This is a genomic window from Streptomyces sp. NPDC002176 (genome assembly GCF_044903645.1).
Lineage (GTDB): Bacteria > Actinomycetota > Actinomycetes > Streptomycetales > Streptomycetaceae > Streptomyces.
Window position 1 is genome coordinate 358,663 of record NZ_JBJDQW010000004.1, and the last position, 15,751, is coordinate 374,413.

The 15,751-nt window shown below is 72.9% G+C and carries 14 protein-coding genes; 4 read left to right on the top strand and 10 right to left on the bottom strand.

Going from position 1 to position 15,751, the window contains the following annotated elements:
• Positions 1–24: 24 nt before the first annotated feature.
• From ACI2LY_RS20770 to ACI2LY_RS20780, 3 genes are all read right to left on the bottom strand, one after another.
• Positions 25–1,242, bottom strand: coding sequence for a cytochrome P450 (locus ACI2LY_RS20770; protein WP_404708437.1), 1,218 nt, complete (start codon positions 1,240–1,242; stop codon positions 25–27).
• Positions 1,243–1,560: 318 nt separating this feature from the next.
• On the bottom strand, positions 1,561–2,301 hold the full coding sequence (locus tag ACI2LY_RS20775) for an alpha/beta hydrolase (protein ID WP_404708438.1): 741 nt from the start codon (positions 2,299–2,301) through the stop codon (positions 1,561–1,563).
• Between the two features lie 225 nt (positions 2,302–2,526).
• Positions 2,527–2,982, bottom strand: a complete 456-nt coding sequence (locus tag ACI2LY_RS20780; protein WP_404708439.1) for a MarR family winged helix-turn-helix transcriptional regulator — start codon at positions 2,980–2,982, stop codon at positions 2,527–2,529.
• A 61-nt stretch (positions 2,983–3,043) separates the two neighbouring features.
• Between ACI2LY_RS20780 and ACI2LY_RS20785 the strand changes: the two genes are divergently transcribed.
• Together ACI2LY_RS20785 and ACI2LY_RS20790 are read left to right on the top strand one after the other, a co-directional pair.
• Positions 3,044–3,886 (top strand): alpha/beta fold hydrolase, encoded by an 843-nt coding sequence (locus ACI2LY_RS20785; RefSeq protein ID WP_404708766.1) that lies wholly within the window; start codon positions 3,044–3,046, stop codon positions 3,884–3,886.
• A 137-nt stretch (positions 3,887–4,023) separates the two neighbouring features.
• Positions 4,024–5,400, top strand: coding sequence for an MFS transporter (locus ACI2LY_RS20790; protein WP_404708440.1), 1,377 nt, complete (start codon positions 4,024–4,026; stop codon positions 5,398–5,400).
• Between the two features lie 56 nt (positions 5,401–5,456).
• Here ACI2LY_RS20790 and ACI2LY_RS20795 read toward each other — a convergent pair whose 3' ends face one another.
• The 4 genes from ACI2LY_RS20795 to lnt form a co-directional block, all read right to left on the bottom strand.
• Positions 5,457–7,409, bottom strand: coding sequence for a helix-turn-helix domain-containing protein (locus ACI2LY_RS20795; protein ID WP_404708441.1), 1,953 nt, complete (start codon positions 7,407–7,409; stop codon positions 5,457–5,459).
• A 76-nt stretch (positions 7,410–7,485) separates the two neighbouring features.
• Positions 7,486–8,286 (bottom strand): 3-hydroxybutyrate dehydrogenase, encoded by an 801-nt coding sequence (locus ACI2LY_RS20800; protein WP_404708442.1) that lies wholly within the window; start codon positions 8,284–8,286, stop codon positions 7,486–7,488.
• Between the two features lie 55 nt (positions 8,287–8,341).
• Positions 8,342–8,821, bottom strand: coding sequence for an NUDIX hydrolase (locus ACI2LY_RS20805; protein WP_401633903.1), 480 nt, complete (start codon positions 8,819–8,821; stop codon positions 8,342–8,344).
• 97 nt (positions 8,822–8,918) lie between these two features.
• Positions 8,919–10,523: an apolipoprotein N-acyltransferase gene (gene lnt / locus ACI2LY_RS20810; RefSeq protein ID WP_404708443.1), complete on the bottom strand. Its 1,605-nt coding sequence runs from the start codon at positions 10,521–10,523 to the stop codon at positions 8,919–8,921.
• 203 nt (positions 10,524–10,726) lie between these two features.
• Between lnt and ACI2LY_RS20815 the strand changes: the two genes are divergently transcribed.
• Positions 10,727–11,770: an O-antigen ligase family protein gene (locus ACI2LY_RS20815; protein ID WP_404708444.1), complete on the top strand. Its 1,044-nt coding sequence runs from the start codon at positions 10,727–10,729 to the stop codon at positions 11,768–11,770.
• 6 nt (positions 11,771–11,776) lie between these two features.
• On the opposite strand, the gene ACI2LY_RS20820 is transcribed toward ACI2LY_RS20815, so the two are convergent.
• Both ACI2LY_RS20820 and ACI2LY_RS20825 read right to left on the bottom strand, forming a co-directional pair.
• Positions 11,777–12,322 carry a hypothetical protein gene (locus tag ACI2LY_RS20820; protein WP_404708445.1) on the bottom strand — a complete coding sequence of 182 codons (546 nt, stop codon included), beginning with the start codon at positions 12,320–12,322 and terminating at the stop codon, positions 11,777–11,779.
• Between the two features lie 95 nt (positions 12,323–12,417).
• Positions 12,418–13,212, bottom strand: coding sequence for a glutamate racemase (locus ACI2LY_RS20825; protein ID WP_404708446.1), 795 nt, complete (start codon positions 13,210–13,212; stop codon positions 12,418–12,420).
• A gap of 57 nt (positions 13,213–13,269) precedes the next feature.
• On the opposite strand from ACI2LY_RS20825, the gene ACI2LY_RS20830 reads away from it, so the two are divergent.
• Positions 13,270–14,445 (top strand): glycosyltransferase, encoded by a 1,176-nt coding sequence (locus ACI2LY_RS20830; RefSeq protein ID WP_404708447.1) that lies wholly within the window; start codon positions 13,270–13,272, stop codon positions 14,443–14,445.
• Between the two features lie 7 nt (positions 14,446–14,452).
• On the opposite strand, the gene ACI2LY_RS20835 is transcribed toward ACI2LY_RS20830, so the two are convergent.
• On the bottom strand, positions 14,453–15,634 hold the full coding sequence (locus ACI2LY_RS20835; RefSeq protein ID WP_404708767.1) for a TerD family protein: 1,182 nt from the start codon (positions 15,632–15,634) through the stop codon (positions 14,453–14,455).
• Between the last annotated feature and the right edge of the window lie 117 nt (positions 15,635–15,751).

The following is a 15,751-nucleotide window of genomic DNA, read 5'->3' on the forward strand; positions in this document are numbered from 1 at the left end:
GGCCGAGGTTGTACGTCGCCGGTGTCACCAAGCCACGGGCAGCTTCAGGGGGAACCGGCGGATCGTCTCGGTGTCCCAGCGCACCTCCTCCGGCGGGACGGCCAGCCGCAGTCCAGGGAAACGCTCCAGGAGCCGCCCGACGGCGACTTCGAGTTCCGTCATGGCCAGCGGCACCGCGATGCACCGGTGCCCGCCCCAGCCGAACGTCATGTGGGGACGGCTCGGCCGGTCGATGTCGATGACGTCCGGGTCGGGGTAGCGCTCCGGGTCGCGGTTGGCCGCCAGGTACGACACATGGACGAAGTCCCCCGCCTTGATGTGGGCGCCGTCCAGCTCGACGTCCTCCAGCGCGAGGCGGGGGATTCCGACCCCGTTGCGGAACGGGATGTAGCGCAGCATCTCGTTCAGCACACCGGTCAGGTCCGCGGGATGGTCCCTGAGGTGGTCCGCCAGCTCGGGACGGGTGAGGAGGAGATAGATGATGTCGCTGATCTGGCAGGTCGCCGTGTCCTGACCGCTGAGTGCCAGCGTCAGGGCGGTGACCGCCAGTTCCCTGTCGCTGAGACAGTCATCGCCGTTCCGGGCCTCGGCCATCAGGCTGATGAGGTCCTCGCCCGGCGACTTCCGGCGCAGTTCGACGAGTTCGCCGAAGTACTCCGTGAGGTCCGCCTTCGCCTCCGCGGCGGCCTCCTTGTTGCCCGCGCCGACGACCAGCAGCCGGAGCACGGACTCCTGCAGCCGCGGCCAGTCCTCGCACGGGACCCCGAGAAGGTCCATGACAGTGTGCTGGGGCAGCGGATCGGCCAGCAGCTCCACCGCGTCGGCCGGCGGCCCCTGTTCCTCCATCCGGTCCAGCAGACGGTCCGCGAGCCGGACGATACGGGGCCGCATCTCATCGGCCCGCTGCTGGGTGAACGCCTGCGAGGCGAGCTGGCGGACGCGGCTGCTGTGCGGCGGGTCCATGACGTTGATCGACTCGGGCGAGACGATGGGCTCCGCCGTCAGCCGGGGGTAGTCGTGGTCGATGATCGCGGCCCGGCTCAGCCGGGGATCGGTGGTCACCCGTTTGACGGCGTCGAAGCCGGTGACGATCCACGCCTCGGCATCGCCATAGGGAAGCCTGACGCGGACAGGGGCATCCCGTCCCATCAGGTCGGCGAGCGCGGGATCGAACTCCAGGGCGTCACTGAAATCAAATGGGCACGCGGGTGTCTCTTTGTCGATCTCTTTGTCGATGAACACTGGGCGGCTCCTCCGAGCGCGGGCGAGTACGGGGCGAGTGCGGGATGGACGGCGCCCACGCGCGGCGAGCCCGTCGGCGACACGCGGTGTGCGCCGGGACCGTGATGGTGACGCAGAGTAGGCGCGATCAGAGTGTGGCCCGGCACCACGGCACTTCGAAGCCGCCACGCCATGCCGATGAACAATGGCTTGAGGCACCATGCGGTCCTGCCGGATTCCCCGGCAGGACCACATGGGTGCAGGGCAGGACCCTGTCCTGGACGAGCGGCTTGCCGACTCGCCTCGGCTACCGTCCGCCGTCGCCCTGACGGCCCGGCCTCACTTCAGATGCCGGGTGAAGAACTGCGCGGCCGCGTCCCCCGCGAATCCGGGGACTCCGGTGTGCCCGCCCATGTTGGCGTGCAGCGTCTTCTCCTTGGAGCCGAAGGCGTCGAAGAGGTCCAGGGCCGCCTGCCGTTCGTTCCCCTCGTCGTCCCACTGCAGCAGGACGTGCAGGGGGACGGTGAGCTGCCGGGCCTCTTCGAACATGGCGCGAGGCACCAGACTCCCGGCGAACAGGACGGCGGCCGCGATACGGGGCTCGACCCGCGCCAGCCGGATGCCGATGGACATCACTCCCCCCGAGTAGCCGACCGGGCCGCCGATCTCGGGCAGCGACAGCAGGGAGTCCAGGGCGGCCCGCCATTCCGGGACCGCCTTGTCGACCAGCGGGAGGACGAGCGCGTGGACGATGTCGTCACCGACCGCCTCCCCGGCCTCCATGGCACGGCGCAGGTCGGCGCGGGCCTGCTCGAGGGCGGGCCAACGGGGCCGTTCGCCGCTTCCGGGAAGCTCGATGGTGGCCGTGGCGAAGCCCTCCGCCGCGGCGCTCCGGGCCCGGTCCACCAGCCGGGGGTACATCTTGCGGAGCCCGAGGGGAGGGTGGCCGAGGAGGATGAGCGGCGCCGGTGCGGACGCGGATGCCGGTGCCGGTGTCCACAGGATGCCGGGGATGTCACCGAGGGTGAACTCGCGTTCGAGGAGGTTGTCGTCGAGACGCTGCTCTGCAGTGAAATGCATGGTCGTGCCTTTCGGGAGTGCACTGAGACGGCGCTCCCGGACGACCTGCCTATCGCCCGACCGTGACCCCGGAGGGGAGCACCCATGTCGATACTGCGTTCACGGGTACCACCTCCTCGATCTCTCGCACGGCCTCCGGAAACCTAGCAGGGGTCACCCTCGCGGGCCAACGGGTTTTCACGTGGTCTCCCTGGGCGGCCACCACGCCCGTCCCGCCGACCCCGCTCAGGCTCGACGCGCCCGCCCCACGGACTCCAACACCGAGGCCAGAAAGTGACGCACCGTCTCCAACTCAGCCGCCTCGAACCCTTCCGCCGCTGCCATCACCTCACCGATCACCGGCCCGAAGAAGGTCCAGCCGAGTTCCGTGGCCTTCTCCTCCGCCTCCAGCAGCACGCGTCGCCGATCGGCCGTGTCCCTGCTCCGCCGGACCAGTCCGAGCCGCTCCAGCCGGTCCACCAGGGCGGTGGTCCCGGCCGAGTTCAGGCGCAGTCGCTCGCCAAGCCAGCCGGGTGTGGCAGGAGTACCGGCCCGTGCCGCGTCCAGTAGTTGGATCAACGCACGCACATCGGTGGGATGCAGTCCGTGGCGCGCGGCGAACTCGGTGCCGAGCAGGTCGAACTCCACGGTCACCGCGCGCAGCAAGTGCACCAGTCCCATCGCCGGGCTCTGATCGTCCATGCACACTCCCTCGACCTCTGGTTAATATCTCGCTCAACGAGATTATCGCTGAGCGAGAGGAATATCTGTGTCCCCGTCCGCTTTCGATCTTGTCTACGACGAACTCCGTGCCCGCTGGCCCGAGTCCACCGAGGACCGCGACATCGCGACCCCGTACGGGCGCACCCGGGTCCATGTGTACGGCCGAGAGGACGGCAGCCCGCTCGTGCTGCTGCCCGGCGGCTCCGCCACCGGCTTGGTCTGGTTCGCCAACGCACCGGCTCTCGGGGAGCGTTACCGGGTCCATGCGGTTGATCTGCTGGGCGACGCCGGCCGCACCGAACGCCGGGGCACACCCTTGCGAGGCGCCGACGACCTGACAGCCTGGCTGGACGCTCTACTGGACGGGCTCGGGTTGGCCCGCGCACATCTGTGCGGTCACTCGTACGGCGCCTGGCTGGCCGTCAAGTACGCGCTTCACGCACCGCGGCGGGTCGACCGCCTCGCCCTCGTCGACCCGACCCAGGTCTTCGGCGGATTCCGCCCCGGCTATCTGCTGCGCGCGCTGCCCACCCTGATCGGCCCGAGCGAGGCCCGTGCCCGCGCCTTCCTGTCCTGGGAGACCGCGGGCGTCGACCCGGACGAGACCTGGCAGCGTCTCTACGCGCTGGCCACCACCGTTCCCGGCCGCAAGCTCGTCGCCGGCCGCCGCCCTCGGGCCGCCGACCTGCGCATGCCGGTGCTTGTCCTGCTCGGGGAGCGCAGCCGCTCCCACCACGCCGTCAAGGTCGCCGAAACAGCCGGCCGAACGCTGTCACGGGGCGAGGTGGTACTGCTCCCCGGCGCCACCCACCACTCCCTGCCCCTCACCGCGCCGGAGCAGTTGAACGAGCGGTTGTTGGATTTCCTGGACTGCAACGCCTAGCGCCCCGCGGAATGGTGGCCGCACGCACACCTTTGTGCGTCGAACTATGTAGCCCCACCACATGTGCCCCTGACCTGCCCCTTCCTACGGTGTGCCGACACCCACCCGTCCCCACCGCACACAAGGAAGTGGCGCACATGGCACCCGAGTCCACCGCTCCCCCACCCCCGGCGAAGCTCCCCCGCATCGTCGCCGCCAGCCTCATCGGCACCACCATCGAGTGGTACGACTTCTTCCTGTACGGGTCGGCGGCGGCCCTGGTGTTCAACAAGCTGTTCTTTCCGGACTCCGATCCACTGGTGGGGACACTGCTGGCGTTCGTGACGTACGCGGCGGGGTTCGCGGCAAGGCCGCTCGGGGCGCTGGTGTTCGGGCACTTCGGCGACCGGCTGGGGCGCAAGAAGCTGCTGGTGCTGAGCCTGCTGCTGATGGGGAGCGCGACCTTCGCCATCGGCCTGCTGCCCACCCACGCCACCATCGGCACCGCCGCGCCGGTGCTGCTGACCGTGCTGCGGCTGGTGCAGGGGTTCGCCCTGGGCGGTGAGTGGGGCGGCGCCGTGCTGCTGGTGTCCGAGCACGGGGACGCGCGCAGGCGAGGGTTCTGGGCCTCGTGGCCGCAGACCGGCGCGCCCGCCGGGCAGTTGCTCGCCACGGGAGTGCTGTCCCTGCTCACCGCCACCCTGTCGGACGACGCGTTCGTCGCCTGGGGCTGGCGCATCCCCTTCCTGCTCTCCGGGGTGCTGGTCGTCATCGGGCTGTGGATACGTCTCTCCGTCGATGAATCGCCCGTGTTCCAGCAGGCGTTGGCGCGGGCCGAGGCCCGGCAGGGCGACGCGGCGGAGAAGCTGCCGCTGGTGTCCGTGCTGCGCCACCACTGGCGTGAGGTGCTCATCGCCATGGGCGCCCGGATGGCGGAGAACATCAGTTACTACGTCATCACCGCCTTCATCCTCGTCTACGCCACCACCGCCGCCGACGTCTCCAAGCAGACCGCGCTCAACGCCGTGCTCATCGGTTCCGCCGTCCACTTCGCGGTGATCCCGGCCTGGGGCGCGCTGTCGGACCGGGTGGGGCGACGGCCGGTGTACCTGTTCGGCGCGGCCGGGATGGGCCTGTGGATCTTCCCCTTCTTCGCGCTGGTGGACTCCGGCTCCTTCGGCGGCCTGGTGCTGGCCGTCAGCGTCGGGCTGATCCTCAACGGCGCCATGTACGCACCCCAGGCGGCGTTCTTCGCGGAGATGTTCGCGACCCGGGTGCGCTACTCGGGTGCCTCGATCGGCGCCCAGTTCTCCTCCGTGGCGGCCGGTGCGCCCGCGCCGCTGATCGCCACCGCCCTGCTAGCGAAGTACGACAGCGCGACGCCGATCGCCCTGTACGTCATCGCCGCCGTCCTGCTGACCCTGGTCGCCGTGGGCGCCGCCCGCGAGACCCGGAACCGGGATCTCGCCGACGTGACGGCGGACGGCGCCCCGTCCGGCCGGGTGGACACGGCGACCAAGACCCCGACCGCCTGACCGGCTCCGTGCGCTGACCAACTCCGTGCGCTGACCGGCACCCGCGCGGGTGCCGGTCAGCGGCGTCCCGGTGCCGCCAGCCCGTGCAGGCGCAGGGCGAGTTGGATCTCCAGCACGCGGGACGGTGTCTGCCAGTCCGCGCCCAGCAGGCGCGCCACCCGCTCCAGCCGCTGGGCGACGGTGTTCACATGGACATGGAGCGCGTCCTTGGTGCGGGCCGGGCTCATCGCGGCCGCGAAGTAGGCGTCCAGGGTGCGCAGCAGGTCGGTGCCGCGCTGCGCGTCGTACGCCACGACGGGCCCGATGGTGCGTTCCACGAAGCCGCCGATGTCCCGGTCACCGGCGAGCAGCAGTCCGAGGAAGCCGAAGTCCTCGGCGGCCCCGCCGTCCCCGGCCCGGCCGAGCAGGTGCAGCGCGTCCAGGCAGCGGCGGCCCTCGGTGTAGGCGGCGGCCACCTTGTCGGGGCGGGCGGCCAGGCCGGTGACGGGGGCGGAGGCGCCGACGGTGACCGGCTGGCGGACGGCGATGCCGAGTTCGCGGGCGGTGCGGCGGGCCAGTTCCGTGGCGGTGTCACCGGGGTCGAGCGGGAGCAGCAGGACGGTGCCGCCGTCGCGGGTGGCGGCCAGGCCGTGCCGGGTCGCGGCCAGGTGGGACGCGGCGGACCAGAGGCGGCGCCGGGCGGCGGCCTCCTCGTCGGCGTCGGCGGAGGTCGCGTCGAGGCGGGTGGCGAGGACGGTGTGGGTGGCGTCCAGGTCGGCGTCCAGCCGGGCGGCCCGTTCGCGGAGCAGGCGTGGGTCGCGGTCGTGGGCGTCGAGGAGGTCGTCCAGCAGCTCGCCGCGCACGCGGCGTTCGGCCTCGGCGGCGGAGCGGCGGGCGAGCAGGAGCAGGGAGGTGACCATCGCGGCGCGTTCCAGGGTGCGCTGGTCGACCGGGTCGAGGCCGGGGTGGCCGTGCAGGACCAGCGCGCCGAACACCTCCTCCCCCGCGGCCACGGCCGCGATCCAGTCGGGTCCGTGGCGCACGGCGTGCCCCTCGGCGCGGGACGCCTCCAGCGCCTCGGCCGGGGTGGCGCCGGTCTCGGTGAACTGGACCGCGCCGTCGAGCACTTCGGAGACGGCGTCGGCCACGTCGTGCACTCCGCCGCCGCGCAGGACGAGTTCGGCGAGCCGGTCGTGCACCTCGGAGGCGCGCTCGATGACGGCGCTGCGGTCCTGGATGACCTCGTTGGCGTGCTCGAGTCCGGCGAGGGCCGACTGGGTCTCGGTGAGCAGGTTGGTGGTGTCGATGGCGGCCGCGGCGAGGGCGGCGAAGGAGCCGAGCAGGGCGATCTGTTCGCGTTCGAAGACCCGTGCGCGCCGGTCGGCGGCGAACAGTACGCCGATGACGTGCGGGCCGAGCGTCAGCGGGACGCCGACGATGGCGAACAGGCCCTCGTCGCGCACCGCGATGTCGATGGTGTCGGTGTGCTGGAAGCGGGCGTCCTGGAAGTAGTCGTCGGTGACGTACGGCCGGGCGGTCTGGGCGACGAGTCCGCCGAGCCCCTCGCCCATGCCGAGGCGCAGTTGCTGGAAGCGGGCGGAGACGGAGCCCTCGGTGACGAGCATGTAGGTGTCGCCGCGCTCCGGGTCGTTGAGGCTGAGGTAGGCGATGTCGGTGGCGAGCAGGGAGCGGGCGCGCTGCACGATGGCCCTCAGGACCGCGTCCACGTCCCGGAGCCCGGCCAGGTCGTGGGCGGTCTCGAAGAGGGCGGACAGCTCGGCCTCCCTTCGGCGCCGCCCCTCCAGCTCCGCGCGGACGCGCAGCGCGAGGAACTTGGCGTGTTCGAGCGCGGCGACGCGTTCGACGGATTCCCGCTCGGCGCGGGCGAGGAGGACGGGACGTTCGTACGCCTCCGGGGAGGCGTCGCGGGCGAGCAGTTCGAGGTAGGGGGCCTCCGCACAGGCGACGGCCCCCGCCGCGGCGGCCCCGGTGGCGGGGCGCGCGGCCGACTGGAGTTGATCGGGAGACATGGCCACAGGATCGCTCATCGTGGGCCCGGCCCGTCAGCCCTGTGGATAACTCCACGGGGCCCGGGTGGACGCCGGTTCAGTGGGCCGTCCAGCCGCCGTCCAGCACCAGCGAGGTGCCGGTGACGAAGGACGCCTGCGGTCCGCACAGATAGGCGACGGCCTCGGCGACCTCTTCGGGTTCGATGAGCCGACGCAGGGCGCTGTCCTTGAGCAGGATCTCGGAGAGGACGCGTTCCTCGGGGATGCCGTGCGCCTCGGCCTGGTCGGCGAGCTGCTTCTCGACCAGTGGGGTGCGCACATAGGCCGGGTTCACACAGTTGGACGTCACACCGTGTGGGGCGCCCTCGAGCGCGGCCGTCTTGGACAGGCCCTCCAACCCATGTTTGGCGGCCACATAGGCCGACTTATAAGCCGAGGCGCGCAGACCATGGACGGAGGACACATTGACGATGCGCCCCCAGCCCTGCGCGTACATATGGGGTAGCGCCCCACGGATGAGCCGGAAGGGCGCCTCCAGCATCACGGTCAGCACGGTGTGGAAGACCTCGGGCGGGAACTCCTCCAGCGGCCGCACCAGTTGCAGCCCGGCGTTGTTCACCAGTACGTCGGTCCCGGCGGCGGCGCGCTCGGCGGCGTCGAGGTCGGTGAGGTCCAGCTCATGCGGTACGACACTGCCCGCGAGCCCCTCGGCCCGCCCGGCCAGCTCGGCCAGGCCCGCCCCGTCCAGGTCGACGGCACGCACCTCGGCCCCCGCCGCGGCCAGCCGGAGCGCGCAGGCGCTGCCGATGCCTCCGGCGGCCCCGGTGACGAGGGCGACCCGGCCGACGAGGTCCAGGGTCGACGGGGTGCTGGGCTGAGGGCTGGGCGGCGAGATCATGTCCCGACCCTAGTGACGCGCCCCCAGCTCACCACATAGGGCGAGCACCCATACTTCAGCCGCGAGTCATAGGGTCGAACCATGTGGGTGTCTCGGACAGTGCCTGCTTGATCCGGAACAGCGAGAACTCGTTCAGCTCCGGCAGCGCGTCCACCGCGAACCAGTCCACGTCCAGCGACTCGTCGTCGTTCACCCGCGCCTCGCCGCCCACGGCCCGGCAGCGGAAGGTGATGTCCATGTACTGGCACTCGTCGCCGTTGCCGTAGGTGACGGGCTGCAGAGCCTGGACCAGGACGACCCGCTCGGGCACGCAGTGCACGGCCGTCTCCTCGAAGACCTCCCGCACCGCGCACGCGGCCGGCTGCTCCCCCGGCTCCGGGATGCCGCCGACCACCGACCACTTGCGGGTGTCGGTGCGGCGGCCCAGCAGCACCCGGCCCTCGTCGTCGAAGACGATCGCGGTGACGCCGGGGAGCCAGAGCAGCTGGGTCCCCGCCGAAGCCCGGAGCTCGGTGATGAATTCAGGTGTAGCCATGGCCCCGACCCTAAGGGGCCGCGCAGGGCCCGTTCGCCCGGGTCAGGGGCGTACGACCGGTCGTACGGCCACGCGCCACCGGAGCACCGTCGTACGGCTACGCACCACCGGCGCGCCGACCGCGCACCGCGGCGGTACCGGCCCAGCCGAGGCCGCCCGCCGCGACCAGCAGCAGCGCGATCTCGGGCAGGATGCCGAGCCGGGTGGCGGGGGTCTCGGAGGTGCGCAGGGGCACCTTCATGTCGATGTGGGCGGGGACGAACATGCCGGTGTGCCGCGCGACCCGCCCGTCCGGCATGATCACCGCGCTGACGCCGCTGGTCACGGGCACGGTCACGGTCCGGCTGTGCTCGACGGCGCGGACCCGGGACATGGCGAGCTGCTGGTAGGTCATCTCGCTGCGGTCGAAGGTGGCGTTGTTGCTCGGCACGGAGATCATCTGGGCGCCGTGGGTGACGGTGTCCCGTACGGCCCAGTCGAACGCGGCCTCGTAGCAGGTGGCGAGGCCGACCTTGGCGCGGCCGAAGTCGAAGACGCCCGGCTTGTCGCCCCGGCTGAAGTCCTGGCGGACCATGCCGGTCCACTCGCTGTTGATCGCTCCGACGAGCGAGCGCAGGGGGAGGTACTCGCCGAAGGGCTGCACCTGGCGCTTGTCGTAGGTCTGGGTGGGGCCCTTGGCCGGGTCCCAGAGGATCTGCTCGTTGAGCAGCTTGCCGTCGCGCTCGACGACCGACCCGACCGAGATGGGCGCGCCGATCGCCTCGGCGGCGCCCTGGATGACGGCGGCCGCGTCGGGTTCGGCGAGGGGGTCGATGTCGGAGGAGTTCTCCGGCCAGAGGACGAAGTCGGGGCGCGGCGCCCTGCCCGCCGCCACGTCGGCGGCGAGCTTCAGGGTCTCGCGGGCGTGGTAGTCGAGCACGGCGCGCCGCTGGGCGTTGAACTCGAGCCCGGAGCGGGGCACGTTGCCCTGGATCACGGCGACCGTCGCGGTCCCGGCCTCGGCCTGGTCGCTGACCAGCGTACGCGCGCCGATCGCGCCCACCACCGGCACCGCGACGCTGAGCAGGGCCACGGCGGCGGCGGACCGCCGTACCTCGCCGTCACGGCGGCGCAGGAGCAGCCGGACGGCCTCGTAGAGGCCGAAGCCGCACAGGACGACGCCGAAGCCGAGCACGGGGGTGCCGCCCAGCGCGGCGAGCGGCAAGAAGACACCGTCCGCCTGTCCGAAGGCGACCTTGCCCCAGGGGAAGCCGCCGAAGGGCATGCGCGCGCGTACCGCCTCTCCGGCGATCCACACGGCCGCGGCCCACACCGGCCAGGCGGGCAGCCGTGACACGGCGTTGACGCCCACGCCGACCAGGGCGACGTAGACCGCCTCGATGACGACCAGGGCGAGCCAGGGGCCGGGGCCCACCTCCACGCCGGTCCACACCAGCAGCGGCAGCAGGAAGCCGAGGCCGAAGAGGTAGCCGAGGCCGAGCGCCGCCTTCCAGGTCCGGCCGCGCAGCGCCCAGGCGAAGCCCGCGAAGGCGGGCAGGGCCAGCCACCACAGGGTGCGGGGCGGGAAGCTGACGTAGAGGAGCACGCCGCTCAGCGCGGACACGAGGGCCGGGACCAGACGGGTCAGGCGGGCGCGGGCGCCCTTCGCCGGAGGCTGCTGGAGCCGGTCCGGCTGGTCCACGGAAGTTGCGGTGACGGTCACCCTGGGGAGTGTACGGCGGCCCGCGCGCCCCCTGACATGCCGGTCATCACGGCATTCCCGCTCAACTCGTCCACAAATCGGCCGGCAGCCGTTAGCGTGTGCCGAGCCTCGGCGGTGCGGCCGGTCCCGGCCGGACGCCGTCGTGAGGTGCGGCCACAGGTCGGGGGACCGGGTGCGAGGGGCTACGGGTGGCGTCTAGGGGGATGGAACGCGCGTCCGATACGGGCGCGGACCGTGCGGGGCGGAACGTCTCCGACGGGACCGGGATGATCCTGCTCGGCCTGTGCGCGGTCTGGGCGCTGATCTCGGCGGCGGCCCACGACGGGCGGCCGGAGGGGATGCTGCTGGCCGTGCTCGCCACGGCGGCGGGCTGCGCGGCCGGGCGGATATCGGGGGCGTTGCTGCCGGTGGCGGCGCCGTGTGCCGGGGCGGCGGCGGCGCTGGTGGTGGTCGTGGCGATGCCCGGCCCGATGCCCGGTCCCGCCTACCCGGCTCCGCTGGGGCAGGCCGGTGCCGTCGCCGCGCTGCTGGCACTGGCCACCGGGGCGCTGTGCTGTGCCGCCTGGTCGACGCCCGTATCGGGACTGCGCCCGCCGCTGTGGCTGCTGGCGGCCGCGGTGGTCTCGGCCGGGGCGCTGCTGGGGTCGCCGGGCGGCTGCGCCGCCGGGGGTGCCGTGCTGCTGTGCTCGGTGGCCGCGCGTTCGATGCCGCACCGGGGTGCCGGGCTCGCGGGTCTGGCGGTCGCGGCCGGGGCGGCGGTGGGCGCGGTGTGGGGGCTGGCGTCGGGGGTGCTGCCGGGCGGGTTCGCCGAGGAGTTCACGGAGCGGATCGGGCCGTACCGGGTGGGGCTGTGGGGCCGGGCGGTGCGGCTGGCCCGTGAGGCGCCGGTGTGGGGTGTCGGGCCGGGGCGGTTCGGCACGCCGGGTGATCCGGCGGGGCGGCCGCACTCGGCGCCGCTCCAGCTGCTGGCGGAGCAGGGTGTCGTGGGGGTGCTGCTGCTGGCGGGCGTGTTCGCCTGGGTGCTGCACGCCCTGTGGCGGGCCGCCCGGCCGACGCCGGTGGTGCTGACGGCCGGGGCGGCGCTCGCGGCACTGGCGGTGATCGCGTCGGTGGGCGACGCGTTGAGTTTCACCACGGTGACGGCGGGCGCGGGCCTGCTGGCCGGGTGGGCGACGGCGCGGCCGTGGGGCGAGGAGGAGCGGGTGCCCCGCGCGGAGCCGTCGGCCCGGCAGGAGCGGGTGGGCTGAGCGGGCTCAGCGCGCGGTGTCCGGGGTGATGGCGCGCAGCCGGGCCCGGATGACGCGGACCGCGGACTCGGCGTCGTCCACGGTGATGGTGAAGGTGTGGCCGTCCCACAGGCTCAGCGCGATGCCCTCGCCCCGGCGGACGACGACGGCGGTGCCCTTCTCGGGGCGCCAGCGGTAGCCCCAGCCGCCCCAGTGGCGGGGGGTGACGAGAGGGATGTAGTCGGCGCCGGTGACCTCGGAGAGCGGGATGCGGCGGCGCGGCAGCCCGACGTGGCCGCAGCGGACCTCCAGGGTGTCCTGTTCGAGCTTGAGGTCGACGTGCACGAAGGCGAGGGTTCCGAACAGGACGAGCAGCCCGACCGCGATGCAGCCCACGACGGACATGACCAGGGCGATGACGCCGGAGGTCCACGCGGACTGCACGGCCAGCTCGATGCCGAGCGCCATGCAGGCGGCGCCGGCCAGCGCCAGCACCCACTGCACACGGTTGGTGGCGCGTCCGGTCCAGACGTCGGGGTGCGGGGCGTCGTCGGGGTCGCGGTGCTCCCTCATGTCTATGAGGTTACCCAGGTTTCGCCGTGCTGGTACGTGCTCACGGAGAGGTACTGCTCCGTGCGGGCGGCCCCCGGCGGGGGCCGTGCCCGGTGTCACATCCGGTCGGCGAGCGGGCCCGCGGCGGGCAGCAGGCGGCCCTCGGCGTAGTGCAGCGCGGTCGCGGGCAGCGCGCCCTCGCGGCCGCTCAGCAGCACGGTGAGGGCGCCCACGGCGGGGGCGTCGGGCGCGGGGCTCTCGCCGATCCGGCGCAGCGCCTGGGCGGCGACGGCACCGGCGGAGCCGTGCAGGACGAGGGGGGCGGCGCCGGGCTGCTGTACGGCGGTGCGGATACGTTCCGCCACGAGTTCGTAGTGGGTGCAGCCGAGGACGACGGTCGTCACGTCGGGCGGGGTGAGTTCGGCGGCGGCGGAGACGGCGGCGGCGATGGCCCGCTCGTCCGCGTGCTCGACGGCCTCGGCCAGGCCCCAGCAGGGCACCTCGGTGACCTGGACGCCGTCCGCGAAGTCCGCGATCAGTCCGCGCTGGTAGGGGCTGCCGGTGGTGGCGGGGGTCGCCCAGATCGCCACATGTCCGCCCCCGGCCGCGGCGGGCTTGATCGCGGGGACGGTGCCGATCACCGGGATGCCGGGCTCGCAGCGGGCGCGCAGCGCGGGCAGGGCGTGCACGGTGGCCGTGTTGCAGCCGACGATGAGGACGTCGGGCCGGTGTGCGGCGGCGGCCTCGGCGACGGCGACGGCACGTCGGCTCAGGTCCTCGGGGGTGCGCGGCCCCCAGGGCATGCCGTCGGGGTCCAGGGAGAGGACGAGATCCGCGTCGGGCCGAAGGCGGCGTACGGCCGCGGTGGCTGCGAGGAGGCCGATTCCGGAGTCCATGAGCGCGATCTTCACCCGGTCACGATAGTCGATGGCCGCCGGTGAGCCGTTCCGGTGGGGCAGACTGCGGCCGTGAGCGCCATCGTGTGGACCGCCGCCGTCTCCCTCGCCGTCTGGTGCTGGCTGCTGCTGGGGCAGGGTTTCTTCTGGCGCACCGATGTACGGCTGCCGCCGCGCCGCGAGCCCGAGGTCTGGCCGCCGGTCTGCGTGGTGGTCCCGGCCCGTGACGAGGCGGCCGTGCTGCCCGCGAGCCTGCCCTCGCTGCTCGCCCAGGACTATCCGGGACGGGCGGAGGTCTTCCTGGTGGACGACGGGAGCCGCGACGGTACCGGGGAGCTGGCCCGCGACCTGTCCCGGCGGCTGGGCGGCCTGCCGCTCACGGTGGACTCCCCAGGCGAGCCTCCCGAGGGCTGGACGGGCAAGCTGTGGGCGGTGCGGCACGGGATCGCCCTGGCACGCGCGCGTGACCCCGAGTATCTACTGCTGACGGACGCGGACATCGCGCACGCCCCGGACAGTCTGCGCTCCCTGGTCGCGGCGGCCCGTACGGGTGACTTCGACCTGGTGTCGCAGATGGCCCGGCTGCGCGCGGAGAGTCCCTGGGAGCGGCTGGTGGTACCGGCCTTCGTCTACTTCTTCGCACAGCTCTACCCGTTCCGGTGGATCGGTCGCCGGGGCGCGCGTACGACGGCGGCGGCCGGGGGCTGTGTGCTGCTGCGGACGGACATGGCCGCGCGGGCGCGGATTCCGGACGCCGTCCGGCACGCGGTCATCGACGACGTGGCCGTCGCGCGCGCGGTGCGGGCGAGCGGCGGCCATCTGTGGCTGGGGCTGGCCGACCGGGTGGACAGCGTCCGCCCCTATCCGGGGCTGGGCGAGCTGTGGCGCATGGTCTCGCGGAGCGCGTACGCCCAGCTCCGGCACAGTCCGCCGCTGCTGCTCGGCACGGTGGTGGGGCTCGCGCTGGTGTATCTGGTGCCGCCCGCGGCGGTGGTGGTGGGGACGGCCATGGGTGACACGCCCACATGGGTGCTCGGTTCGGTGGCGTGGGCGGTGATGGTGGTGACATATATGCCGATGCTGCGCTACTACCGGCAACCGCTGTGGCTCGCTCCCCTGCTGCCGTTCACGGCGTTCCTCTATCTCCTGATGACGCTCGACTCGGCCGTCCAGCACTACCGGGGCCGGGGCGCGGCCTGGAAGGGCCGTACCTACGCGCGTCCCGACGCCGTGCCGGACGAGGGCTGAACGCGGTTCACTTGCGGCCGGGGGTCCAGTTCATGCCCCAGCCGTAGGCCCGGTCGACGGTGCGCTGCGGGCTCACCCCGCGCTCCGGGACCAGGTAGCGGGCCTCGCGCCGGACGACGAGGTCGCCGCCGGTGTCGGTGATCAGCGCGAGCGCGCACACCGTGGAGGGCACCGTGCACTCGTCCAGCGAGAAGTCGATGGGGGCGCCGTGCTGGGGCCGGAGGGTGACGGTGGCGTGCAGGTCGGCGAAGGAGCTGGCGCCCTCGTAGATGGTGACGAAGACCAGGACCCGTCTGAGGTGCTCCTTGTGGTCGAGGCTGATGGTGAGGTTCTCGCCGTTCGCGGCGGCGCCGGTGCGGTCGTCGCCGTCGAGGTGGATGAAGGGCGGCCGGTCCAGCGCCCCGAAGGCGTTGCCGAGGGCCTGTACGACGCCTTTGCGGCCGTCGCCGAGTTCGTACAGGGCGCACAGGTCCAGGTCGAGGTCGCCGGGTCCGGCGCCCCGGTGGCGGCCCGTGACGCGCTTGCGGGTCTGCCAGTTGAGGTTGACACGCATCACGCCGGAGGTGCCGCCCTGCTTGGCCAGCGACACCGAGGGGGCCGCCTTGGTGAGCGTGACCTTGGAGGGCTGGAGCGGGGGCGCGGGCGGAGCGGGGGGCGCTGCCGGGTGCTGGGGTACGTCGACGGTGATGCCGAAGTCCGTCGCAAGGCCCGCCAGGCCGCTGTCGTAGCCCTGGCCCACGGCGCGGAACTTCCAGGAGCCCTGGCGGCGGTAGAACTCACCGAGGACGAACGCGGTCTCCACGGTGGCGCCGGTGCTGTCGAACCGGGCGGCGCCGTCTCCCGTGACGGCGTCCGAGATCTGGACGGCGAGGCCGGGGACCTGGCCGAAGGTGCCGCCGTCGGCCGAGGCGGCGAGGACGATCCGCTCGATGCCCGGCTCCACGCGCGCGAGGTCGACGAGCAGGGTGTCGGTGACCTGCGCCCCGGTGCTCTCCTTGCCCTGGTGGCGGACCGCGCCGGAGGGGTGCGCGGGCTGGTTGTAGAAGACGAAGTCGCCGTCCGCGCGGACCCGGCCGTTCGCGAGCAGCAGCGCCGAGGCGTCCACGTCGGGGACGCCGGGTCCTGCCCGGCGGGTCACCTCGACGCGGAGCGCGGTGGTGGGCACCGGCGTGTTCGACCCCTTCAACATGGACATGACCGCCCCCATCTGCAGATCTTCCGACGCTCCGTCAACCGCCGGTAACCCGGCAGGAACTCGGCTTTACACGATCCAAACGCCGGATGGAGTCCATTTTTGACAAGTTCG